21 protein-coding genes and 1 riboswitch are annotated in these 21,803 nt (G+C 73.2%); of the genes, 11 read left to right on the plus strand and 10 right to left on the minus strand.

Annotation, left to right across the window (positions count from 1 at the left end):
* Window positions 1–80: 80 nt before the first annotated feature.
* From OOJ91_RS18825 to OOJ91_RS18835, 3 genes are all read left to right on the plus strand, one after another.
* Complete coding sequence (locus tag OOJ91_RS18825; protein ID WP_266246658.1) at window positions 81–1,184, plus strand: sensor histidine kinase; 1,104 nt, start codon at window positions 81–83, stop codon at window positions 1,182–1,184.
* Window positions 1,181–1,861 carry a response regulator gene (locus OOJ91_RS18830; protein ID WP_266246659.1) on the plus strand — a complete coding sequence of 227 codons (681 nt, stop codon included), beginning with the start codon at window positions 1,181–1,183 and terminating at the stop codon, window positions 1,859–1,861. Before OOJ91_RS18825 ends, OOJ91_RS18830 begins: the two co-directional genes overlap by 4 nt.
* 74 nt (window positions 1,862–1,935) lie before the next feature.
* Window positions 1,936–3,465 (plus strand): tannase/feruloyl esterase family alpha/beta hydrolase, encoded by a 1,530-nt coding sequence (locus OOJ91_RS18835; protein WP_266246661.1) that lies wholly within the window; start codon window positions 1,936–1,938, stop codon window positions 3,463–3,465.
* Between the two features lie 51 nt (window positions 3,466–3,516).
* On the opposite strand, the gene OOJ91_RS18840 is transcribed toward OOJ91_RS18835, so the two are convergent.
* The gene (locus OOJ91_RS18840; RefSeq protein ID WP_266246663.1) at window positions 3,517–4,350 is read right to left on the minus strand and encodes an NUDIX hydrolase; all 834 of its coding nucleotides are present in this window, start codon (window positions 4,348–4,350) and stop codon (window positions 3,517–3,519) included.
* 171 nt (window positions 4,351–4,521) lie between these two features.
* Between OOJ91_RS18840 and OOJ91_RS18845 the strand changes: the two genes are divergently transcribed.
* Window positions 4,522–5,490: a Gfo/Idh/MocA family protein gene (locus OOJ91_RS18845; protein ID WP_266246665.1), complete on the plus strand. Its 969-nt coding sequence runs from the start codon at window positions 4,522–4,524 to the stop codon at window positions 5,488–5,490.
* Window positions 5,491–5,538: 48 nt separating this feature from the next.
* Here the strand turns inward: OOJ91_RS18845 and OOJ91_RS18850 are convergent, their stop codons facing one another.
* From OOJ91_RS18850 to OOJ91_RS18860, 3 genes are all read right to left on the minus strand, one after another.
* Window positions 5,539–6,546, minus strand: coding sequence for an inorganic phosphate transporter (locus tag OOJ91_RS18850; protein ID WP_266246666.1), 1,008 nt, complete (start codon window positions 6,544–6,546; stop codon window positions 5,539–5,541).
* A gap of 4 nt (window positions 6,547–6,550) precedes the next feature.
* Entirely contained in the window at window positions 6,551–7,177 is a 627-nt protein-coding gene (locus tag OOJ91_RS18855) for a DUF47 domain-containing protein (protein WP_007465788.1), read from the minus strand.
* Window positions 7,178–7,304: 127 nt separating this feature from the next.
* Window positions 7,305–8,255 carry a PPK2 family polyphosphate kinase gene (locus OOJ91_RS18860; protein WP_266246668.1) on the minus strand — a complete coding sequence of 317 codons (951 nt, stop codon included), beginning with the start codon at window positions 8,253–8,255 and terminating at the stop codon, window positions 7,305–7,307.
* 244 nt (window positions 8,256–8,499) lie between these two features.
* Here OOJ91_RS18860 and sigJ point away from each other — a divergent pair, with 244 nt between their 5' ends.
* Complete coding sequence (gene sigJ, locus OOJ91_RS18865; RefSeq protein WP_266246669.1) at window positions 8,500–9,465, plus strand: RNA polymerase sigma factor SigJ; 966 nt, start codon at window positions 8,500–8,502, stop codon at window positions 9,463–9,465.
* Between the two features lie 12 nt (window positions 9,466–9,477).
* Here the strand turns inward: sigJ and OOJ91_RS18870 are convergent, their stop codons facing one another.
* Window positions 9,478–9,984 carry a DUF402 domain-containing protein gene (locus OOJ91_RS18870; protein WP_266246670.1) on the minus strand — a complete coding sequence of 169 codons (507 nt, stop codon included), beginning with the start codon at window positions 9,982–9,984 and terminating at the stop codon, window positions 9,478–9,480.
* Window positions 9,985–10,084: 100 nt separating this feature from the next.
* Between OOJ91_RS18870 and OOJ91_RS18875 the strand changes: the two genes are divergently transcribed.
* A complete protein-coding gene (locus OOJ91_RS18875) occupies window positions 10,085–12,289 on the plus strand; it encodes an ATP-dependent DNA helicase (RefSeq protein ID WP_266246671.1) in 2,205 nt (734 codons plus the stop codon).
* Between the two features lie 124 nt (window positions 12,290–12,413).
* On the opposite strand, the gene OOJ91_RS18880 is transcribed toward OOJ91_RS18875, so the two are convergent.
* Window positions 12,414–13,712, minus strand: coding sequence for an AI-2E family transporter (locus tag OOJ91_RS18880; protein WP_266246672.1), 1,299 nt, complete (start codon window positions 13,710–13,712; stop codon window positions 12,414–12,416).
* A gap of 158 nt (window positions 13,713–13,870) precedes the next feature.
* Between OOJ91_RS18880 and OOJ91_RS18885 the strand changes: the two genes are divergently transcribed.
* Complete coding sequence (locus OOJ91_RS18885) at window positions 13,871–14,209, plus strand: GroES family chaperonin (RefSeq protein WP_266246673.1); 339 nt, start codon at window positions 13,871–13,873, stop codon at window positions 14,207–14,209.
* Window positions 14,210–14,300: 91 nt separating this feature from the next.
* Window positions 14,301–14,468, plus strand: a complete 168-nt coding sequence (locus OOJ91_RS18890) for a hypothetical protein (protein WP_007465801.1) — start codon at window positions 14,301–14,303, stop codon at window positions 14,466–14,468.
* Window positions 14,469–14,484: 16 nt separating this feature from the next.
* Here OOJ91_RS18890 and OOJ91_RS18895 read toward each other — a convergent pair whose 3' ends face one another.
* Window positions 14,485–15,966, minus strand: a complete 1,482-nt coding sequence (locus tag OOJ91_RS18895) for a PrsW family intramembrane metalloprotease (protein ID WP_266246677.1) — start codon at window positions 15,964–15,966, stop codon at window positions 14,485–14,487.
* A gap of 23 nt (window positions 15,967–15,989) precedes the next feature.
* Window positions 15,990–16,110: riboswitch (SAM riboswitch) on the plus strand.
* Window positions 16,111–16,154: 44 nt separating this feature from the next.
* Here OOJ91_RS18895 and OOJ91_RS18900 point away from each other — a divergent pair.
* On the plus strand, window positions 16,155–17,423 hold the full coding sequence (locus tag OOJ91_RS18900) for an aminotransferase class V-fold PLP-dependent enzyme (protein ID WP_266246679.1): 1,269 nt from the start codon (window positions 16,155–16,157) through the stop codon (window positions 17,421–17,423).
* Window positions 17,424–17,452: 29 nt separating this feature from the next.
* Here the strand turns inward: OOJ91_RS18900 and OOJ91_RS18905 are convergent, their stop codons facing one another.
* Window positions 17,453–18,655, minus strand: a complete 1,203-nt coding sequence (locus OOJ91_RS18905; protein ID WP_266246682.1) for an FUSC family protein — start codon at window positions 18,653–18,655, stop codon at window positions 17,453–17,455.
* Window positions 18,656–18,791: 136 nt separating this feature from the next.
* On the opposite strand from OOJ91_RS18905, the gene OOJ91_RS18910 reads away from it, so the two are divergent.
* Complete coding sequence (locus OOJ91_RS18910) at window positions 18,792–19,448, plus strand: HD domain-containing protein (protein ID WP_266246684.1); 657 nt, start codon at window positions 18,792–18,794, stop codon at window positions 19,446–19,448.
* On the opposite strand, the gene OOJ91_RS18915 is transcribed toward OOJ91_RS18910, so the two are convergent.
* Window positions 19,420–19,704 carry a DUF4031 domain-containing protein gene (locus tag OOJ91_RS18915; RefSeq protein WP_007465813.1) on the minus strand — a complete coding sequence of 95 codons (285 nt, stop codon included), beginning with the start codon at window positions 19,702–19,704 and terminating at the stop codon, window positions 19,420–19,422. The genes OOJ91_RS18910 and OOJ91_RS18915 overlap by 29 nt on opposite strands.
* A 56-nt stretch (window positions 19,705–19,760) precedes the next feature.
* Between OOJ91_RS18915 and OOJ91_RS18920 the strand changes: the two genes are divergently transcribed.
* A complete protein-coding gene (locus OOJ91_RS18920; RefSeq protein ID WP_266246688.1) occupies window positions 19,761–21,167 on the plus strand; it encodes an FAD-binding oxidoreductase in 1,407 nt (468 codons plus the stop codon).
* Between the two features lie 30 nt (window positions 21,168–21,197).
* Here OOJ91_RS18920 and OOJ91_RS18925 read toward each other — a convergent pair whose 3' ends face one another.
* Window positions 21,198–21,734, minus strand: a complete 537-nt coding sequence (locus OOJ91_RS18925; RefSeq protein WP_266246691.1) for a hypothetical protein — start codon at window positions 21,732–21,734, stop codon at window positions 21,198–21,200.
* Window positions 21,735–21,803: the final 69 nt, after the last annotated feature.

A 21,803-nucleotide genomic window follows, 5' to 3' on the forward strand; every position in this document is an offset into this window, starting at 1 on the left:
GGCGGTCCGTCTCCGGACGGACCGCTTCGTCGTTCCCGCGGCGGATGACCGTCGCCCCGTGCGCTGCCTACGATCACCGGGTGCGTACGCCCGGTGGACTCCCGCGCGGATGTCGGCCCGACCTGCGGGTCGCCGTCGGCCTGTTCGTGGTGCTCGCGACACTGATCCTGGTCACGCCGAACGGCCCGCACCACCTGATCGGTTACGCCGCCGCCGTCGCGTTGGCGGCGGTGCAGGCCAGCACCATCGCGGTGCTGCGCCGCCACCCGGAGGGCGCGATGGCGGCGGCCATCCTCGCCGGGATCGGCATCGAGTCGCTCGCTCCGGCCATCGGCTGGCTCGGCCAGGTCGCCGCGGTGCTGGCCGCGTACGCGCGGATGCGGTCGCCGTCGCGGTCGCTGTGGGTGCTCGGCCTGCTGGTCGCCGGTACGCCGTGGAAGCTGGCCCACGGCGACTGGCGCAACGTCCTGCTCGCGATAGCCGGCCCGGCGCTCGGCTGGACCCTCGGTGAGCTGGGCCGGACCCGGGCGCTGCGCCGGCAGGACTCCGAGCGCCGCATCGTCGCCCAGGAGCGCGAACGGATCGCCCGCGAGCTGCACGACGTGCTGGTGCACACGGTGTCGGTGATCGTGGTGCAGGCCGGCGCCGCCCAGGACATCTTCGACCGCCGGCCCGACCTGGCCCGCGCGGCGCTCACCTCGATCGATCTGGCGGCCCGGTCCACCCTCTCCGAACTGCGGGTGCTGTTGCAGACCATGAGCGCCGACACCGAACCCGACTCGGCAACCCCGCAGCCCGGCCTGGCGCAACTGGACACCCTCGCGGCGTCGCTGCGGGCCACCGGGCTGACCGTCGAGCTGGACCGGGAACCGGCCGTGTCGCCGTTGCCGGCGGCTGTGGACCTCTCGTCGTACCGGATCGTGCAGGAGTCGCTCACCAACACGCTGCGGCACAGCCAGGCCACCCAGGCCCGGGTGACGGTGCGATGCTCGCCCCGGTCGGTGCGGCTGGAGATCCGCGACGACGGTCCGGCCCGTCCGAGCGGCAGGGTCGACCGTTCCGCCCACCGTGGCATCGTGGGTATGCAGGAACGGGCCCGCCTGCTGGGCGGGACGCTTGACGCCGGGCCGGTGCCGGGCGGCGGCTTTCGGGTACGGGCGGACCTGCCGCTCACCCCGGCATGACGACGACTGCCATCCGGGTGTTGATCGCCGACGACCAGGCCCTCGTCCGAGCCGGCTTCGCGATGATCATCGAGAGCCGCGCGGATCTCGAGGTGGTCGGCGAGGCGGGCGACGGTCTGGAGGCCGTCGCGCTCGCGGGACGCCTGCGACCCGACGTGATCCTGATGGACGTGCGGATGCCCCGGCTGGACGGCATCGAGGCGACCCGTCGGCTGGTCGCCTCCGGTCAGCCGGCGAGGATCATCATGCTGACCACGTTCGACCTGGACGAGCCGGTGTTCGCGGCGCTGCGGGCCGGCGCCAGCGGCTTCCTGCTCAAGGACATCCGACCCGACGAACTGGCCGCTGCCGTACGGGTGGTGGCACGCGGTGACGCACTGCTCGCGCCGACGGTCACCAGGCGGCTGCTCGACCGGTTCGCCAACGAACTGCCCGGCGGCACTCCCCCGCCGACGCTCGACGCGCTCAGCGCCCGGGAGATCGAGGTGCTCACGCTTGTCGCCCGGGCGCTCTCCAACGACGAGATCGCCGAGCGTCTGGTCCTCAGCCGGGCCACCGTGAAGACCCACCTGTCGGCGATCCTGCTCAAGCTCGGCCTGCGCGACCGGGTGCAGGCGGCCGTGCTCGCCTACGAGTGCGGCCTGGTCCGGCCGGGCACCGCTCCGCCTCGGGGATGACCGGGAGTCCCGTCCCGGGACCGATCCGGCGGACCCGCCGAGCTGCCTAATCTCCCTCCAAAGAGGAGGGAAGCATGATCCGTTCAGTGCTGGCACTGCTGGCCGCCGTACCACTGCTCGTCACGCCCGGAGCCGCCACCGACCCGCCCGCCGACCGCTGCGCGGGGTTGGCCGGGGCGCGAATCCCGCAGGTGTCGGTGTCCTCGGCGGAGCGCGACACGAACGACGAGGGCCAGGAGTTCTGCGTGGTGCAGGGGGTGATCCGGCCCCAGACTCGGTTCACCGTCAAGCTCCCCGTCTCCGGATGGACGGGGCAGTACGTACAACAGGGCTGTGGCGGGTTGTGTGGCACGGTGCCCGACCTCACCCTGCCGCTCTTCGGGTTCCAGTGCGCGGCCGCCCGGGACGGCCGGCTGGTGCTGGCCGCCGACGACACCGGGCACGCAGGCGATCCGATGACAAGCGAGCCGGCGACCTGGGGCGCCGATCCGCGGGCCCGACTGGAGTTCGGGCTGCTGTCCGAGCACCGGCTGCGGCGGGTCGCGGACGCCGTGATGGTCGCGTACTACGGGCACGGCCCGACGTACCGGTACTTCGACGGCTGCTCGACGGGCGGGCGGCAGGGGTTGATGCTGGCGCAGCGGTTCCCGGCCGACTTCGACGGCATCCTGGCCGGCGCGCCGGTGCACAACCTGGCGCCGATGGCGCTGCTGAACGCCTGGGTGGCGCTGCGGAACACGGACGCGGCGGGCCGGCAGATCCTCGGCCCGGAGAAGATTCCGGCGCTGCACGAGGCGGTGGTCGAGAAGTGCGGCGCGGTCATCGAGGATCCGCGGCGGTGCGGTTTCCAGCCGTCGTCGCTGCGCTGTCCGCGTGGCACGGACCGGCCGGACTGCCTCACGGCGGCCCAGGTGGCGGCCGTGGTGGCGTTCTACCGAGGGCCGAACGGCCTCTACCCGGGGGGCATGCCGTACGGGTCGGAGCTGGGCTGGATCGACCAGTTCGTGGTGCGCTCCGGCTCCCCCGTGGACGGCATTGCCGGGAAGATCGCCCTCAACTACCTGAGGTACCTCGCGTACCCGCAGAACCCACCTGCCGACTTTCGGCTGACCGACGTGCGGTTCACCCGGGCCACCTTCGACCGGCTGAACGTGCTCGGGGACGCCATCTACAACGCCACCGACGCGGACCTGTCCGCGTTCCGCAGCCAGGGCGGCAAGCTCATCCTCTACCACGGCTGGGCGGACCCGTCGGTCCCGCCGTTCTCCACAGTCGACTATTACGCGGCGGTGCAGCGGCGCGGCGGCAGCGAGGCGTTCACGCGGCTGTACATGGTCCCCGCCGGCTACCACTGCCTGTTCGGGCCGGAGCCGACCGAGCACCCGTCGGAGGTCGGCATCCCGGAGTTCCTCCAGCCGCTGATGGACTGGGTCGAACGCGACGTCGCGCCTGGCGACATCGACGTCCTCACCTTCGCGCCGAACGAGGAGCCGGACGAGCAGTTCGTCCGCTTCCTCACGGTGTCGCCGTTCGACGCGCTGGCGCCGGCGCACGCCGCCCCGGGCAGCCTCAACGCCAACTACCGATACGTCGGGCACTACTGACCTGCCGTTGGTCCGCCGTACCCGCAGGGGTACGGCGGACCGCCGGCCGGTTCAGCCGAGCACGAAGCGGGGTTCGCCGTCGGCCGGGAGGTCCAGGCGCGGGGTGATCGGGGTGGCGGCGTCCCGCTCGGCCGCCGCGCGGGCCACGCCGGCCAGGTCCCCGGCAGCCGCCACCTGGGCCAGGGTGACCAGGGTCGGTGGCAGCATGGTCAGCTCGCCCGCCTCGGCGCGAGCCAGCGCGTCCGCCGGGCGGATCCACAGGGTGTGGTCGGCCTCGCCGGAGACGTCGCGGGTCCGCTGCCCCGCCGGCAGCAGGGCCACGAAGAAGTAGGTGTCGAAGCGGCGCGGTTCGAACTCCGGGGTGACCCAGCGGCTCCACGGCAGCAGCAGATCCGACCGCAGCGTGAGGTGCCGGTCGGCGAGCAGCGCCGCGAAGCCCACCCGGCGCCCCTCCAGGTCCTGCCGGGCGGCCTCCCAGTCGTCGTCGCTCACGTCACCCACCACGGTCGCCGGGTCCGGCCCTGCGAGCAGCACGCCGGCCTCCTCGAAGACCTCCCGGGCGGCGGCGCAGACCACCGCCTGGGCGGCGTCCGGGGCCACCCCGAGCCGCCCCGCCCACTCGGTCGGCGTGGGGCCGGCCCAGTCCAGGTGCGCCGCCGAGTCGGAGCGGTCCACCCCGCCGCCGGGGAAGGCGTACATCCCGCCGAAGGTCATCGCGGCGACGCGGCGGATGACGTACACCTCGAAGTCGGCGCCGGTCGGACGCAGCAGCAGCACGGTGGCGGCGACGCGCGGCGTCGCCGGGGTGCCGCCCTCGGTCCGGAACCGGCGGGCGTGCTCGACCAGGGCGGCCGGCGCGGCGAAGCCCTCGCTGTCGATCGTCATGCCGCGAGCCTAGTTCCCCAAGACGGCGCGCTTCTTCGTGGCTTGATCGACGCGAGATCGGCGATGTGGGGGCATCCGACGCGGAGGTATACCGCGACATCGCCGACCTCGTGTTGATCAGGTAAGGGCCGGCGGGCCTACGGATCACCCGGCTCGGCTAGCGTGCCGAGCATGACTCGTTGGGGCATCCTGGCCACCGGCCACATCGCCAGCCGTTTCGCCGAAGACCTCCGGCTGGTGCCGGACGCCGAACTGGTGGCGGTCGGCTCCCGCGCCGCCGACAGCGCGCAGCGCTTCGCCGAGACGTACGGCGCGAAGCGCGCGTACGGCTCGTGGGTGGAGCTGGCCGCCGACCCGGAGATCGACGTGATCTACGTGGCCACGCCGCACGCCGCGCACCACGAGGCGGCGATGACCTGCCTGACCGCCGGCAGGGGGGTGCTGCTGGAGAAGCCGTTCACCCTCGACCTGGCCACCAGCACCGAGCTGGTCGACACTGCCCGCGCGGCCGGGGTCTTCCTGATGGAGGCCATGTGGATGCGCCTGAATCCGATCATCCGGCGGGTGGTCGAGCTGGTCGAGCAGGGGGCGATCGGCACGCTGCGCACCGTCCGGGCCGACTTCGGGGTTGCCGGGCCGTTCCCGCCGGAGCACCGGATGCGCAACCCGGCGCTGGGCGGAGGCGCGCTGCTCGACCTCGGGATCTACCCGATCAGCCTGGCCCACCTGCTGCTGGGCGTGCCGCAGCACGTCCGCTCCTGGGCGCACCTGGGCCCGGAGGGGACCGACGAGAACACAGGCATCCTGTTCGGGTACGACAGCGGGGCGGTGGCCACGCTGAGCTGCGGCATGGTCGGGGCGAGCGAGTTGTCCGCCTCGATCACCGGCAGCACGGGCCGCATCGACCTGCCGGACCCGTTCTTCCGGCCGGGTTCGGTGACCCTGCACCGGGACGGCTTCGAGCCCGAGACGATCTCCGCCGAGGAGGCCGGCAACGGCTACCAGTACGAGGCGATCGAGGTGCAGCGCTGCCTGGCCGCCGGGCTGACCGAGAGCCCGCTGGTGCCGCACACCACGACGCTTGAGGTGATGACCCTGCTGGACACGGTCCGCGAGCAGATCGGCGTGCGGTACGAGTGACCGCAGGAAGGCCCCCGGACCGGGGGCCTTCCTGCGTGCGGGGACGGGTCAGCCGAAGAGCGGCCGGACCAGCAGGTAGGCGACGCAGGCGATCAGCGCGGCCGCCGGGAAGGTGATGATCCAGGCGAGCACGATGTTGCCGGCGACGTTCCAGCGGACCGCGGAGAGGCGCTTGGTCGCGCCGACACCCATGATCGCCGAGGTGATCGTGTGGGTCGTGGAGATCGGCGCCTTCAACACCAGGGCGTTGAAGTAGAGCACCGCGCTGGCCACCGTCTCGGCGGCGAAGCCCTCCGGAGGACCGAGGTCGATGATCTTGCGGCCGAGGGTACGGATGATCCGCCAGCCGCCCGAGTAGGTGCCGAGCGCAAGCATCGTCGCGGATGTCCAGAACACCCAGCCCGGGATGTGCGTCTTGTCGCTCTGGAAGTCACCCGTGTAGAGCGCCAACACGATGATGCCCATGGTCTTCGCCGCGTCCTGCATGCCGTGGCCGACGGACATGGCCGCCGCCGACAGGGTCTGTGCCCACCGGAACCCCCGGTTGAGCTTGCCCGGCTGCCCCTTCCGGAACAGCCAGAGGATGGCGAGCATCAGCAGGTAGCCGAGGGTGAGGCCGACGATCGGGGAGAGCACCATCGGCAGGATGACCTTCTCGCCGATGGTGGCCCACTGCACCACACCGCCCGCGGACAGCAGGGTCGCGCCGACGAGGCCACCGAAGAGGGCGTGCGAGGAGGACGACGGCAGGCCGAAGTACCAGGTGATCAGGTTCCAGGCGATGGCGCCCAGCACACCGGCGAAGACCACGCCGAGGCTGCTCACGCCGGTCGGGAGCGTGACCAGGCCGTCACCGACGGTCTTGGCCACCCCGGCGCCGAAGTGCGCGCCGATGAAGTTGCCGACCGCGGCCAGCAGCAGGGCGAGCCGGGGTGTCAACGCCCGGGTGGAGACGCTTGTGGCGATCGCGTTCGCCGCGTCATGGAAGCCGTTCGTGTAGTCGAACGCCATGGCGGCGACGATCACCGCCAGCACGGCGATGAGTTCGGGTGTCACCGGCTCAGGACTCCTTGACCGCGATGGTCTCGACCGTGTTGGCCACGTGCTCGAAGGCGTCGCAGGCGGCTTCCAGCTCGTCGGCGACCTCCTTCATCTTCAGCACGGTCAACGCGTCGTACTCACCCGAGAAGAGGCGGACGAGCAGTTGCCGGTTGATCCGGTCGCCCTCGTTCTCCAGCCGGTTGCACTCGATCCAGTAGTCCTCGAGGTCCTTCATCGACTGCAGCCGGGGCATCGCCTCGGCCGTCAGCTTGGCCTGCTGGTCGAGCACGTTGACCATCTCGTGCAGCTCCCGGGGCAGTGCCGGCAGCTCGGTCAGCCCGTACAGGTACAGCAGGTCGCCGACCGCCTCCAGGTGGTCCATCACGTCGTCCAGCAGCGAGCCGAGCCGGTAGATGTCCTCCCGGTCGAACGGCGTGATGAAGGTCGAGTTGATCTTCTTGTAGAGATCGTGCGTGATCTGGTCGCTGTCGTGCTCGACCTCGGTCAGCCGCTCGCTGACCGACTGCACATCGACACCGGGCAGAGCCAGCTCGTTCAACAGCGCGGTGCCCCGGACCAGGTTCTGCGCGGCCCTGGTGAAGAGCTCGTAGAAGGCGCCCTCGGTGGGGCGGAAGGAAAACTTCACAGCACAGACCTCGTCGCGTCGGTGGAAGGGTGGCGGCGTCCGTAGGCGTCCGCTCGGTGAATGCTAGGAAACGCCAGAACCGCGAATTCGCCGGCCCACCCCTGGCCAGGCGACATTCACCGCTCGTTCACCTGCTGTTCATCTCGGGCGTCCCAACCGTCCCCGCTCCCCCAGCGGCCAACCGCTCGCGCTCGCGCGCCACGTCGAAATCGGCAGGCGGATACCCCAGATCGAGCGTGTCGAACGTCTCCCGCAGCAGGTGGGCCACCGCCCAGTCCCGATACCACTTGCGGTCCGCCGGCACCACGAACCACGGCGCGGCGTCCGTCGTGCACCGGCTCAGCGCCTCGGCGTACGCGGCCTGGTAGTCGTCCCAGTGCGACCGGGAGTCGATGTCCGAGGGGTTGTACTTCCAGTGCTTCTGCGGGTCGGTGAGCCGCTCCAGCAGCCGCTCGCCCTGCTCGGCGTACGAGATGTGCAACATCACCTTGAGCACCGTCACCCCGTCGTCGACCAGGTGCCGCTCGAAGGAGTTGATCTGGTCGTAGCGGGCTCGCCAGGTCGCCTTCGGCACCAACGACCCGACCCGGGCGATCAACACGTCCTCGTAGTGCGAGCGGTTGAACATGCCCACGTACCCGGGTGGCGGCAGCGCCCGGCGGATCCGCCACAGAAAGTCGTGCCGCAGCTCCTGCGGGGTCGGCGGACCGAACGAGCGGATGTGCAGGCCCAGGGGGTTCATCGCGCCGGCCACCCGCTTGATCGTGCCGTCCTTGCCGCCGCAGTCCATCGCCTGGAGCACCAGCAGCACCCGATGCGCCGGCTGCGCCGAGCCGGCCTTGGCCATCGCGAAGAGCATCTCCTGCTGCCGGCCCAGCTCCTCGCCGACCAGCTCCACCTGCGTACGGGCCCAGGTCTTGCGGCGCTCGCCGCCCATCTCCTTCGCGGGCAGGCCGGGCATGGACCGGGGATCGATCGCGGCGAGATCCACCGGCGCGGTGACCCGCAACAGGTCCCGCACGGAACCGCCGTCCGGCGCCACGATCCGCTCGCTCTGCCCCTGCCGGGTTTCGCTCATCCTCGGATCATCGCCCACCCGCCGGCCATCCGCCCGCCGAGGCCCACCAAGGTCCGCCCGGCCCGCCGAGGCCCCCCGGCCCACCAAGGCCCACCCGGCCCGCCGAGGCCCGCCCGGCCCGCCGAGGCCCGCCCGGCCCGCCGAGGCCCGCCCGGGCCGCCGTCACGTCCGGGGCCGCCGGCGCGTCCGGTTGGTTGGAGGATGTACGTCAGGGCACGTGGCGGTCGGGGGAGGGTGGTGGGTCGTGCAGGACCTGGCGACGGAGTTCGAGGCCGAGCGGGGCCGGCTGCTCGCGGTGGCCCACCGGATGCTGGGCAGCCGCAGCGAGGCCGAGGACGCGGTGCAGGAGACCTGGCTGCGCTACGCCGGGGCGCTCGCCGACCCGGACGCCCGCGCCGAGATCCGGGATCTCCCCGCGTGGTTGACCACCACCTGCGCCCGGATCTGCCTGGACGTGCTGCGCTCGGCGCGGGTCCGCCGCGAGGCGTACCCCGGGCAGTGGCTCCCGGAGCCGGTCGTGCGCCCGCTGGACGGCGGGCCGCCCACCGGCGGGTACGCCCCCGACCCCGCGGAACGCGCGGTCCGCACCGACCAGGTCGGCACGGCGCTGCGGGTGATGCTGGAACGGCTCGCGCCCGAGCAGCGGCTCGCGCTCGTGCTGCACGACGTGTTCGCGGTGCCGTTCGCCCGGGTGGCTGACGTCCTGGGCACCAGCGAGGTGGCCGCCCGGCAGCTCGCCTCCCGGGCCCGGCGGGCCGTCACCGCACCGGACGCGCCCCGCCACACCGCCGACCCGGCCGAGCAGCGGCGCGTGCTGGCGGCGTTCGTGGCCGCCACCGAGTCCGGCGAGCTGGATCCGCTGCTGCGGGTGCTCGCCCCGGACGTGGTCCTCATCGGCGACTCGGGCGGGCACTTCCCGACGGCCCGCCGGCCGTTGGTCGGCGCGGACACGGTGGGCCGCTTCACGCTCGGCCTGTTCGGCCGGACCGGGCGGTACGCGCAACGGACGCGGACCCGTCCGGTGCTCGTCGACGGCGTCCTCGGCCTGCACATGGAGACGGCGCACAGCGACGGGCGGCCGATCCGGCTGGTCACCGCGTTCGCTGTCGACGGCGGCCTGATCACCGGCATCTTCAACCAGCTCAACCCCGAGAAGCTGGCCGACCTGCCGTCGCTTGGCGACGACGACAGGTGGCCGCCGCGCTGGTGAGCCCACGCCGGCTCAGACCACGAGCGCCAACCACTTGCGGTACGAGGTGGCGAACGGCTCGGTGCCGTCGCCGAGAGCGCCGTACAGCCACTGGGCCGCCGCCTCGGCCTCGACCACCACGTCCTGCGGGTAGCCGAAGCGGACCCGGTGCTCGGCGAACTCGTCCTCGTCGAGCAGTTCCACCAGCCCGGTCGCCCGCCGCCGGACCACGTCCAGGTCGAGATCGATCAGGTGGACGGTGTCGTCGGACTCCCAGCGGGCCGGGGTGGCGATGTCGCAGTAGACCTCGCTGGTCCGTGGCGGCGGGTTGAACATGCACGTCCACCAGGCGTGGTGCGGCACCAGCAGGACAAAGGGGATCTTCTCCACCGACGGCCGGCCGTGGTAGACCGACTCGGTGCCGAACGGGACGCCCAGCCAGACGCCGAGGTCGTCCTCCGCGAGGCGGCGGGCCGGGTAGTCGCGGTGCGCGCTGCCGTCGTACTTGCGGTAGATCACTCGGACCACGTCGCTCGGCATGATTCGCACCCTAACCGATACTGCCCACGCGTCGTAGCACGGTCGTAACCGGACGGGGTGGATCAACGGGGTCGATGGGTGGTCCACGCCACGCGGGCGGATGGGCGCGGTCGCTGTCGGCGGCGGCGGGTACCGTCGCACGGTGACTCCGCCCCGCACCGCCACCGGTTCCGCCACCCCGTCGGCCCGTGGTGGGAGCCGGCGGCGCGGTGCCCGGCCCAGCGGCACCGAGCTGCTCGCGGCAGCGGTCGGCGCGGTCCCCGGCGGCACGGCGCGGCCCGGCCAGCAGGAGATGACGACAGCCATCGAGGAGTGCGTGACAAGCGGCGAGCACCTGCTCGTGCAGGCGGGCACCGGCACCGGCAAGTCGCTGGCGTACCTCGCGCCTGCCCTCACCGTGGACGGCCCGGTGGTCGTCTCCACGGCAACGCTCGCGTTGCAGTCCCAGCTCGTCGACCACGACCTGCCCCGGCTGGCAGACGCCGTCGAGCCGCTGCTCGGCCGCCGGCCCACGTTCGCGGTGCTGAAGGGCCGGCACCACTACCTCTGCCTGGCCCGGCTGGACAACTCCACCGAGGACGAGCCGGAGGACACCCTCTTCGACGCACCGGCCTCCCGCCCCGGCGGCGGCACGAAGTGGCTCGGCGAGGCGGGCCGGCTGGGCAAGCAGATCGAGCGGCTGCGCGGCTGGGCCGAGAAGACCGACACCGGCGACCGCGACGAGCTGGACCCGGGCGTCGACGACCAGGCCTGGCGGCTGGTCTCGATGCCGTCGCGGGAGTGCGTCGGCGCGGCCCGGTGCCCGTTCGGCGCGGAGTGCTTCGCCGAGGCGTCCCGTGCCCGCGCCCGCGAGGCCGACATCGTGGTGACCAACCACAGCCTCCTGGCCGTCGACATGCTCGCCGACCGGCACATCGTCCCGCCGCACAAGCTGCTCATCGTCGACGAGGCACACGAGCTTGCCGACCGGGTCTCCTCGGCCGCCCAGGCCGAACTGGTGCCGGAGCTGATCGACCGCACCACCCGCCGGGCCCGTACGCTGCTGCGGCCGGAGACCGCAGACGCGCTCACCGCCGCCGGTGACGCCCTCGCCGTCGGGCTGGCCGAGGCCCCCAGCGGTCGACTCACCGCCGGCCTGCCGACGCCGCTGCGGGAGGCGTGCACGCTGCTCGACGCGGCCACCCGCACCGCCCTGGACGCGATCGGCGAGGTCAAGTCCGACGATCCCGACCCGGTCCGCAAGCAGCAGGCCAAGGCCGCGCTCGACGACCTCTCCACCACCGCCCAGCGGCTCCTCGAAGAGGCCGACCACGACGTGGCCTGGGTGGAGAAGAACGACAGCGGCAGCCGGCGGGCCCTCGTGGTCGCGCCCCTGTCGGTGGCCGGCACCCTCGCCACCCACCTGTACGACGAACGCACAGTCGTGGCGACCTCGGCCACCCTGGCGCTTGGCGGCCGGTTCGACACCGTGGCCCGCGCCCTCGGCCTGGACGCGCCGCCACCCGCGCCGCCGTCCCCGGCCGCCGCAGCGCAGGCCGCCCGGACCGCCCCGGGCCGCCCGGTCGCCGAAGCGCCCGGCCGCCGGCTCGCCGGTGACACCAACCCGGGGTCCGTCGTGCCGGCGACCGAGGGGCCGGGCTGGCGCTCGCTGGACGTGGGCTCGCCGTTCGACTACGCCCGACAGGGCATCCTCTACGTCGCCGCGCACCTGCCCCGACCCAGCGTCTCCGGGCTGCCCGACGCGGCCGGAGAGGAGCTGCTCGGGCTCGTCGAGGCGCTCGGTGGTCGTACTCTCGGGCTCTTCTCCTCCCGGCGGGCCGCGCAGCAGGCGGCGGAGCTGCTGCGCGCGCGGACCGACCTGCCGGTGCTGCTCCAGGGCGAGGAGGCCCTGCCGCTGCTGGTCCGCCGTTTCCGCGAGGAGCGGTCAAGTTGCCTGTTCGGGGTGATGTCGCTGTGGCAGGGGGTGGACGTGCCGGGCGACGCCTGCCAGCTCGTGGTCATCGACCGGCTGCCCTTCCCCCGGCCGGACGAACCCCTCGCGGCGGCCCGCGCCGCGGCCGTGGACGCGGGCGGCGGCTCCGGCTTCGCCGCGGTCAGCGTGCCGATCGCGGCGGTCCGGCTGGCGCAGGGCGTCGGCCGGCTGATCCGGGCCACCGGAGACAAGGGAGTCGTCGCGGTGCTCGACTCGCGGCTGGAGACGGCTCGGGGCTACGGGCCGTTCCTGCGCCGCTCGCTGCCCCCGTTCTGGTACACGACCCGCCCCGAGGTCGCCAGGGGTGCCCTGCAACGCCTCGCCACCACCTGACCCCCACGCAGGGCCACCGCGCCAAGATCGCACAACAACACGAAAATAGTGGCCTCCCCCGATGGGGAGGCCACTATTTCCAGGATCGTGCGCGATCAAGCGGGCGTTGCGGGCGCGGTGGCGGTCAGGGGGCCTGGGCGGCGACGACCACGGCGTCGGGTGGAGTGTCCGGGACCGTCCGGGCGGCCAGTCGGCGTACGGCGGTGTTCAACACCGCGATCAGCGGCACGGAGACCAGCGCGCCCGTGATGCCCGCGAGCACCACGCCGGCCGCGATCCCGATGATCACCGCGAGTGGGTGGATGGCCACCGCCCGCCCCATGATCAGCGGCTGGAGGATGTGCCCCTCGACCTGCTGCACGCCGATCACCGCGCCCAGGATGATCAGCGCGGTCACCGGGCCACTGTCGACGAGCGCCACAAGCACCGCCACGACACCGGAGAGCGCGGCGCCGACGATCGGGATGAAAGCGCCGAGGAACACCAGCGCGGCAAGTGGGAAGGCGAACGGAACGTCGAAGATGACCAGGAAGATGCCGATGCCCACCGCGTCGATGAAGGCGACAAGCACTGTCGCCCGGACGTAGGCACCGAGCGTGTGCCAGGAGGCGCGGCCGGCGTCGTCGACCTTCCAGCGGGCGGCCACCGGCAGCAGCCGGACCAGGAAGCGCCAGATCCGGGCGCCGTCGCGCAGGAAGAAGAACGTCGCGAAGAGCACCAGCAGGGTGCCGGTGAGCACCTCCGCCAGCGTCGCGGCGGTGCTCAGCGCGCCGCTGGTGAACCTCGACGTGTTGTCGTTGATCCAGGCCTGCGCCTCGTCGATGTAGCGGTCGAGCTGGGTGTCGGAGAGGTGCAGCGGGCCGGTCTTCAGCCAGTCCTGGATCTGCCGGACGCCCTGCGACGACTTCTCGCTCAGCTCCGGCACGCCCTGGATGAACTCGTTGACCACGAGGGTCAGCGTGCCGATGACACTCACCAGGCCGCCGACCAGCACCACAGCCGTCGCCAGCGACCGGGGCAGTCGGGCCCGCAGCAGCCAACCCACCGCCGGCGCGAGCAACGCCGAGAGCAGCAGCGCGATGGCCAGCGGAATGATCACGATGCTGATCGTGCCGACGATCCGGAGCAGCGCCCAGGCCACCACACCGATCACGATCAGCCGCCAGCACCAGGCGGCGGCGATCCGCAGCCCGTGCGGCACGTCCGCGTCGTCCCGGCTGGATGTCGAGGTGTGCAGATCCGCCTGAGGCTCGGCACCGTAGACCGTGGCGCTCGGCGGGGCGGTCGGCCCCGGAACGGCGGGCGAGGCCACCCCGGCCGGCTCCGGCGCGTCGCTCGGCGTCTCCTGAGCCGCGCGAACCGACTCCTGTCCCGATCGGTAGGCGCGGCGCAGCCGCCCGCGTACCCGCTCGAAGCGGCTCAAGCGCACCTCCTGGCAGAAGAGTCGTCGGCCCACGGCGACAGGTCGGACAGCATACGTCCGTTCCCGACACCGTAGGGCAGTTCCGCCACACAATGCCCAGACCACCTCGGGCGTAACCACCGGCGGCCGGCCGTCGGCGACACGGTAGCGTCTGCCCCGTGACCGCCGACCAGGATTTCGACTCCGGCCTGCCGATCCGCCTGCTGCACGACCGCGTGCTGGTACGCATGGACGGCAGCGAGGGCGAGCGCCGTTCCACAGCTGGCATCGTCATCCCGGCGACCGCCCAGGTCGGCAAGCGCCTCGCCTGGGCCACCGCCGTCGGCGTGGGGCCGAACGTCCGGGCAATCGTCTCCGGCGACCGGGTGCTCTTCGACCCGGACGACCGTTCCGAGGTCGAGCTGCACGGCCGCGGGTACGTGCTGCTGCGGGAACGCGACGTGCACGCGGTGGCCGCCGAGCGGATCGAGAACAACTCCACGGGCCTCTATCTCTGACGCACCTCCCCGGCCGGCGGCACGACCGCGCGCCGTTTGCCAGGCCCCACGACGGGAAGCCAGCCGGCGACCGTGGCCCTGGGGAGGGACGATGCCGGTATTCGTAAAGAAGCTGCTCACCTGGGGAAGCGTCGCGTTCCTGATCTACTTCGTGGCGTTCCGGCCGGACGGCGCCGCGCAGATGTTCAAGGCGATCGGGGCGGCGCTGATGGCGATGTTCCAGGGCCTCGGCGACTTCCTCACCACCCTGATGACCTGAGCCAGACCGACCGCCGTCAGGAATGACCGGGCGGCCACGGCGCCGCCGTGGGCAGGCCGTGCCATCCGGGCGGCGCGTAGCCCATCGGGGGCGGCGGCGGGGCAAGCACCACCGGGATCGGGACCACCGGCTCTTCGGGCGCGTCCACCGGCCGCGACGTACCGTCCGGGAAGCGCAGGTGGTAGCGGCTGCCGTCCCAGACGCCCACCGGCGCCTGCGGGTCACGCCCCAGGAAGAACGACCGGTGCGCCGTGATCGCCTCCAGCAGTTGCCGTTCCTCGGCGACCGCCCGCTCCCGGTCGCCCGGCTTACGGTCCAGGCCACGCAGCATCCCGTCGCGCAGCAGGGCCAACCGCGTCGCGGCGACCTGGTATCCGCGCATCGCCCGCACCCCGGCATCGCCGGCGACGCGGCGTGCCCAGCTGCGGGCCGCGTGCCGGCGGCCCAGGCTGCTCAGCGCGGCCACCTCCGGCGGGCTCAGCCAGCCCGCGCGTACGTAGTCGGGCAGGATCCGCTCGGTGAGCCGCCCCTCCCAGGCACGCAGCCACAGCGCCAGCCCGACCGTACCGAAGAAGACAGGCACCATCAGGCCGAGGAAGCCGTACAGCATGATCACCGCTTCGCCGGTGGCCTGGGTCAACGTCGGCAGCAGGTTCCACGTGCCGTGCAACATCATCGCCAGCAGCAGGCCGGCGATGGGTGCGAGCACGCGGACCCGCCGGTCGGCCGAACGTGAGGCGACACCGAGCCCCACACCGGTCATCGAGGTGAAGAGCGGATGGGCGAACCCGAACAGGAGGATCCGCACGATGAAGATGGCGATCACCTGCTGGGCGCCGGTCGCGGGGCCGTAGCGGTCGGCGCCTGCCGCGTAGCCGTACCCACCCAGGTAGAGGATGTTCTCCACCATCGCGAACCCGACCGCGGAGAGCCCGCAGTAGACCAGGCCGTCGGTGATCCCTGACCACTCCCGACGCCGAAACACCAGCAGCAGGATCGGGCCGAGGGCCTTGGTCAGCTCCTCGATGAACGGTGCCACCAGCACCCCGGTGAGCGCGTCCGGCAGTCCCCAGTCGGCGAACCGCCCGGCGGCGAACTCGTTCACCTTGAGGGCGGCGGCGGTGGAGACGAACGCGCCCCAGGCGAAGCAGAAGATCAGGTACTTCAGCGGCTCCGGTTCGTACCTGTCGAGCCACAGGAAGCAGGCGATAAGCACCGGCACCGGCAGGATCGCGGCGCCCACACCGACCAGCAGGGCCTGCGCGCCGAGCGACTCGCCGAGCGTGAAGACCATGAAGACCGCGCACGCGGCGATGAGCAGCACCACCCCGGCCAGCACCAGGAACCGCAGCCAGTTCGGTCGGCGCGGCGGCATCCGGGGCGCCGCGACGACAGCCGGATCGGCGGGCGCGGGCGGCGACGACGGCAGGGGTGCACCGGGCGGGGTGTCGGCCATGCGGTCAGCGTAGCCATCCCCCGCCGGCTGGTCCGGTCGCATCCACAGCCGCTATGCTGCGGGCAGGTCACGAGTGTCAGCGTTCAGCCCCGGCTTGCTGGCCGGCAACCCTCGTCGAGTTCGCGGTGGGGTGCCCCGGGTGATGACCGGGCCCAGCCCGATCCTCGTGCTGGGCAAGCGCGGGCCCCGTCCCGGCACCACCCGGGGTCCCTGACCCCGGAGGTTCCGGCGTGTCCGTCACCCTCGTACCCTCGCTGCCCACCCTGCCCGCCGTCGCGCCCGCGCCGTCGGCGCCGCTCGACGTGCTCGGCGTACCCGGCGAGATCAACCTCGACTACGCGGCCACCGCGCCGTGCGCGCGGGCCGCGGCCGACGCGGTGACCGAACTGCTTCCCTGGTACGCGAGCGTGCACCGCGGCGCGGGAGCGCTGTCGCGGCGCTGCACGCTTGCCTACGAGCGGGCCCGGCAGACGGTCGGCGACTTCTTCGGCGCCCGCGCCGACGACCACGTGATCTTCACGCGGAACACCACCGACGCCCTCAACCTGCTGGCCCGGGCGCTGCCCGCCGGCACGACAGTCGTCACCTTCGCGGGTGAGCACCACGCCAACCTGCTGCCCTGGCCACGCGGCTCGGTGCGCCTGCCGGTGCCCGCCGACCCCGCCGGGGCGGTACGCGCTCTCGCCGCCGCCCTCACCGAGCTGCGCCGTGACAGCAACCCCGCGCTGCCGGTGCTGGTCGCGGTGACCGGGGCGAGCAATGTGACAGGCGAGCTGTGGCCGGTCGCCGAGCTGGCCCGGGTGGCCCACCGGCACGGCGCCCGGATCGTCCTCGACGCCGCGCAGCTCGCCCCGCACGCCCCTGTCGACAGGCACACGCTCGGCGTGGACTACCTGGCCGTGTCCGGCCACAAGCTGTACGCCCCGTTCGGCGCGGGTGTGCTCATCGGCCGGGCGGACTGGCTGGACGCCGCCGCGCCGTACCTGGCCGGTGGCGGCGCCACGAGCCACGTCGGGTCGGCGACCCACGACGTGACCTGGGCGAACGGCCCGGCCCGACATGAGGGCGGCACCCCGAACCTGCTGGGCGCGGTGGCGCTGGCGGCGGTGTGCGCGGCGCTGGCCGACGCCGACCGGGTCGCGCTGGCCGCCCGTGAGCAGGCGCTGCTGGCCCGGCTGCGCGCCGGCCTCGCCGCCCTGCCGCACGTGGTGGAGCTGCGCACCTTCGGCCCCGACACGCCCCGGGTCGGCATCGTCTCGTTCGTGGTCGCCGGCTGGGACTCCGCCGCGGTGGCCGCCCGGCTGGCCACGGAGCACCGGATCGGCGTACGAGATGGGCTGTTCTGCGCCCACCCGCTGGCCCGGCGGCTGCTCGGCGAGGCTGCCGGGCGTACCGGACGGCGTGATCTTCCGCCGACCGCGTTGCGCGCCAGCATCGGTCTGGGCACCACCGCGGCCCAGGTCGACCGGCTGCTCGCCGCGCTCGCCGAGCTGGGCTGAGCTTCGCGGCAGGTGTCCGCCGCCAGCGTTCAACCGACGGGCGGGGCGGTGGGTGGCTTCGGCGCCTCGCCCGGCTCGGCCGGTTCGCCGACAGGCCGCTCCTGCTCCCCGAAGGCGGTCCGGATCCACCGGTTCGCCTCCTCCTGCTCGACGCCGGAGGCCACCAGCAGGTCGCTCGCCGTGGTCCGGATCTGGGCGATCACGACACTGCCGGAGAAGCCGACCCCTGCCCCGTACGCCCGGCCGGCCTCGCTGACGGCCCGCAGCGACCGCTCCCGCGCCTTCTGCGGCTCCTCGCCCGCCGCGAACTCGTGCTTGAGCAGGCGGACCGACTCGGCGAGGTGACCGATCGAGTCCGGCATCGTGTCCGGTACCGGCTCGTCGTCCTCGATCAGGGTGACGGACCGCCGGATCAGCGTGCCGCTGTTGCGCATCGCGCGGTCGATCGGGTCGGCCGCCTCCGCGTAGTGGATCAGCTCGCCCCGGCGGTGCCAGCGGGCCGGCGAGAGGGTGGCCGTCTCCTTCGCACCCTCGATCGCCTCGGCCAGGGTGGCCAGCTCGTCCTTGTTGTTGCGCAGCCGCTCCAGCGCCCGCTGGATGCCGGCCCGGTCCCGGTCGCGCAGCCCGTCGGCGGTGGCGTCGAGCTGGGCGGCGAGCAGGTCCAGCGCCGGTCGCGCGGCCCGGTTGATCACGCGAAGCGGATTCAGCGGCAGCAGTACCGCCGTCACCAGCAACGCGACGCCACCGCCGAGGAAGGCGTCGACGAAGCGCGGGATCTCCAGGTTCTGGGTGGACGGGCTCAGCGTCACGATCAGCACCGCCGTGGCCGCCGCCTGGATGACGATCGCCACGCTCGCCCCGGCGAAGATGGTGAGCAGGATCGCCACAGTGACCACCAGGCCGAGTTGCCACGCGCCGGTGCCGAGCAGGTAGATCAGCAAGTCGCCGACGAACACCCCGACGCCCACCCCGACGATCAGCTCGACGGTCCGCCGGAACCGCTGCCCTACCGACGCGGCAAGCGTGCCGACCGCGGAGATCGGCGCGAAGACCGGTTGCGGGTTGCCCAGCACCTTGTGCGAGATGAGGTACGCCAGTCCGGCCGCCAACCCGGCCTGGACGGCCAGCCCACCCGCCATCCGCACCCGGTGCAGCCGGTCGTGCAGGGTGGCACGGCCACGGTGCCGCAGTTGTTCGGTGGCCTCGGCGATGCGCGCCCCGTCGACGTCCACCAAACCTTCGCGCAATGGTGCACGCCGCACCACCGGAGGTCTCTTGTCTCGGGCCACCGCCATGGGCGCGACTACCCGTGGCGGGCCCGCTGAATCCTCCCGCCCGCATGGTGCCCGTGTGCGGCAGACTCGGGCGGTGGCCGATCTGCTGGACCGGTGGCGGGCGGCGGCCCGTGACGCCGGCGCGAGACCCGACGAGAGCTGCACCCGGGCCGGGGAGGAGCTGCTCGCCCGGTGGCGGGAGCCGCACCGGCACTACCACACGGTGGCGCATCTGAGCGTCGTCCTCGATGTGGTGGACCGGTACGCCGCGCTGGCCGAGCGGCCCGACCTGGTCCGCTTGGCCGCCTGGTGCCACGACGCCGTCTACGACCCGCGGGCCCCGGGCGACACCAACGAACGGGACAGCGCCACGCTGGCCGGGACCCTGCTCACCGGGCTCGGGGCGCCGGCGCCCGCGGTGGCCGAGGTGCGCCGGCTGGTCCTGCTCACCGCCGGGCACGCCGTGACGCCCGGCGACGCCGACGGCGCCCTGCTCTGCGACGCGGACCTCGCCGTGCTGGCCGGGCCGCCGGCCGCCTACGACAGCTACGCCACGGCGATCAGGCGGGAGTACGCGCACGTGCCCGAGTCGGCCTTCCGGACCGGACGGGCCGCCGTACTCACCGGGCTGCTGGCGCTACCCGCGCTGTTCCGGCTGCCGCCGCTCGCGCAGCGGTGGGAGCAGCCGGCCCGGGACAACCTGCGCCGTGAGCTGGCCGCACTCACCGGGCCGCCGACGATCCCGGCCTGACCAGGTGCTTCGGGCGACGCAGCCCGGCGTCGCGCAGCAACCGGACGAGTTCCCGGCTCGGCACCACCCGGGCACCGAGCCACACCGCCGCCGCGAACCGGTCGGCCGGGATGTCGTAGTGGTCCCGGTCGAAACCGCGCCGGGGTGCGCCAAGCGCCTCGGCGAAGGCGTGCAACTCGGCGTAGGAGACGTCGCTGATCAGGTGCGACCAGAGTCGACCGCGCCACGGCCAGGCCGGCCGGTCCAGGTAGAGCATGGTGCCCAAGCTAGCCCGCGTTGATGATCGGTGGTCGGCGACCTAGCCTCGGCGGCATGGCCCCCACCGGACTCCTCGACGACCTGCGCGCCGCCCTGGGCGAGAACGCCGTGCTCACCGACCCGGACCTGCTGCGCGTGCACCAGCGCGACGAGGCCGACCTCTGCGCCGCAGGCGTCCCCCTCGTGGTGACCCGTCCGCGTACCACCGAGCAGGTGGTAGCCGTGGTTCGGGCGGCGGCGCGGCACGGCGTACCGCTGGTGCCGCAGGGCGCGCGGACGGGGCTGGCCGGCGCGGCGAACGCGGTGGACGGCGCGGTGGTGCTCAGCACCGTCGCGATGGACGAGATCCGGGAGATCGACCCGGTGAGCCGGATCGCTGTGGTCCAGCCCGGCGTGGTCAACGCCGCGCTCGCGGCGGCGGTCGCCCGGCAGGGCCTCTGGTACCCGCCGGACCCCGGCTCGTGGGAGTCGTCCACGATCGGCGGCAACGTGGCCACCAACGCCGGCGGCATGTGCTGCGTGAAATACGGCGTGACCACCGAGTACGTGCTCGGCCTGGAGGTGGTGCTCGCCTCCGGCGAGGTGCTGCGCACCGGGCGGCGGACGGCCAAGGGGGTGGCCGGCTACGACCTGACGCGGCTCTTCGTCGGCTCGGAGGGCACCCTCGGGGTGATCACCGAGGTGACCGTGGCGCTGCGGCCCGCCCCGGCCGACTCGTTGACCCTGGTGGCGGTCTTCGGCTCCACGGCGGCGGCCGGCACGGCGGTGGCCCGGATCGCCGCGCGGGGCCTCACGCCCAGCCTGCTGGAGTTGCTGGACCAGACCCACCTGCGGGCGATCGAGGCGTACCAGCCGATGGGGTTGCGGACCGACGCGCAGGCCCTGTTGCTGGCCGCCGCCGACACCGGCAGCCGGGCGGGCGACGACCTGGCCGCCCTGGCCGAGGTGTGCGAGGCGGCCGGCGCCGAGGAGGTCTACGCGGCCACCGACGCGGTGGAGGCGGCGGCGTTGTTGCAGGCTCGCCGGCTCGCCCACCCGGCGATGGAGAAGTTCGCCGCCGACACCCACCCGGACGGCAGCGGTGGCCTGGTGATCGACGACGTGGCGGTGCCGCGGGGCGCGCTCGCCGCGCTGCTGGACGGGGTGGCCCGGATCGCGGCGGACTGCGACGTGCCGATCGGCGTGGTGGGGCACGCCGGGGACGGCAACATGCATCCGAACATCGTCGTCGACCGGGCCGACCCGGCGAGCGTGGAGCGGGGCCGGCGGGCGTTCGACGAGATCATGCGGCTCGGCCTGGAGCTGGGCGGCACCTGCACCGGCGAGCACGGGGTGGGGCTGCTCAAGCGGGACTGGCTGGCGCGGGAGATCGGCCCGGTCGGCGTCCGGGTGCACCAGGCCATCAAGGCGGCGCTGGACCCGGCCGGCCTGCTCAACCCGGGCAAGGTACTCCGACTCTGATCGGCGGTGCGCGGGTCAGCCCTGTGCGGGTCAGCCCTTGACCTCGGCCGGTGTCGCCTGGGTGAGCAGCAACAGGATCTCTCCCGCCACCGTCGGGCGTTCCTCACCCGGGCAGTCCTGCGAGGTGACCAGCCCGGACGAGGTGAGCAGGCTGGACGTCAGCGCGTCGATGCAGGTGGTCCGATAGTGCCGGACCTGGTCGGTCTCCTCGGTGAGCCGGGGATCGGCCAGCAGCACCTGGAGGCGTTCGGTCTGCTCCGGAGCCAGCCGGCCCCGGGAGGTGACCCCGTCGCCGGCACAGTCGAGGCACTGCCACGAGCCGTCCCGCTCGACGCTCAACGTGCGCAGCGGGGCGTCGGCGCCGAGCCGTTGGATCAGGCTGACCTGCCCCTTGGCGACCGTCGTCGGGATCTCGGGTGCCGACCCGCCGGCCGCCGAGCCGGCCGGCGGTTGGGCGGCAGGTGTGTCGGCGTCGTCGCTGCCGAACAGCGAACACCCGGCCAGGGCGACGGCGAGCACCACGGCAAGAAGGGGGGTGAGCAGTCGGGGGCGCGCGCGGTAAAGCACGCGCGGAAACCTACCCCACCGTAGGTAGCGTTCGAAACCACCATCCGGGCCGGTATCGAGAGTTACCAC

The sequence above is a fragment of the Micromonospora lupini genome (genome assembly GCF_026342015.1).
Classification (GTDB): domain Bacteria; phylum Actinomycetota; class Actinomycetes; order Mycobacteriales; family Micromonosporaceae; genus Micromonospora; species Micromonospora lupini_B.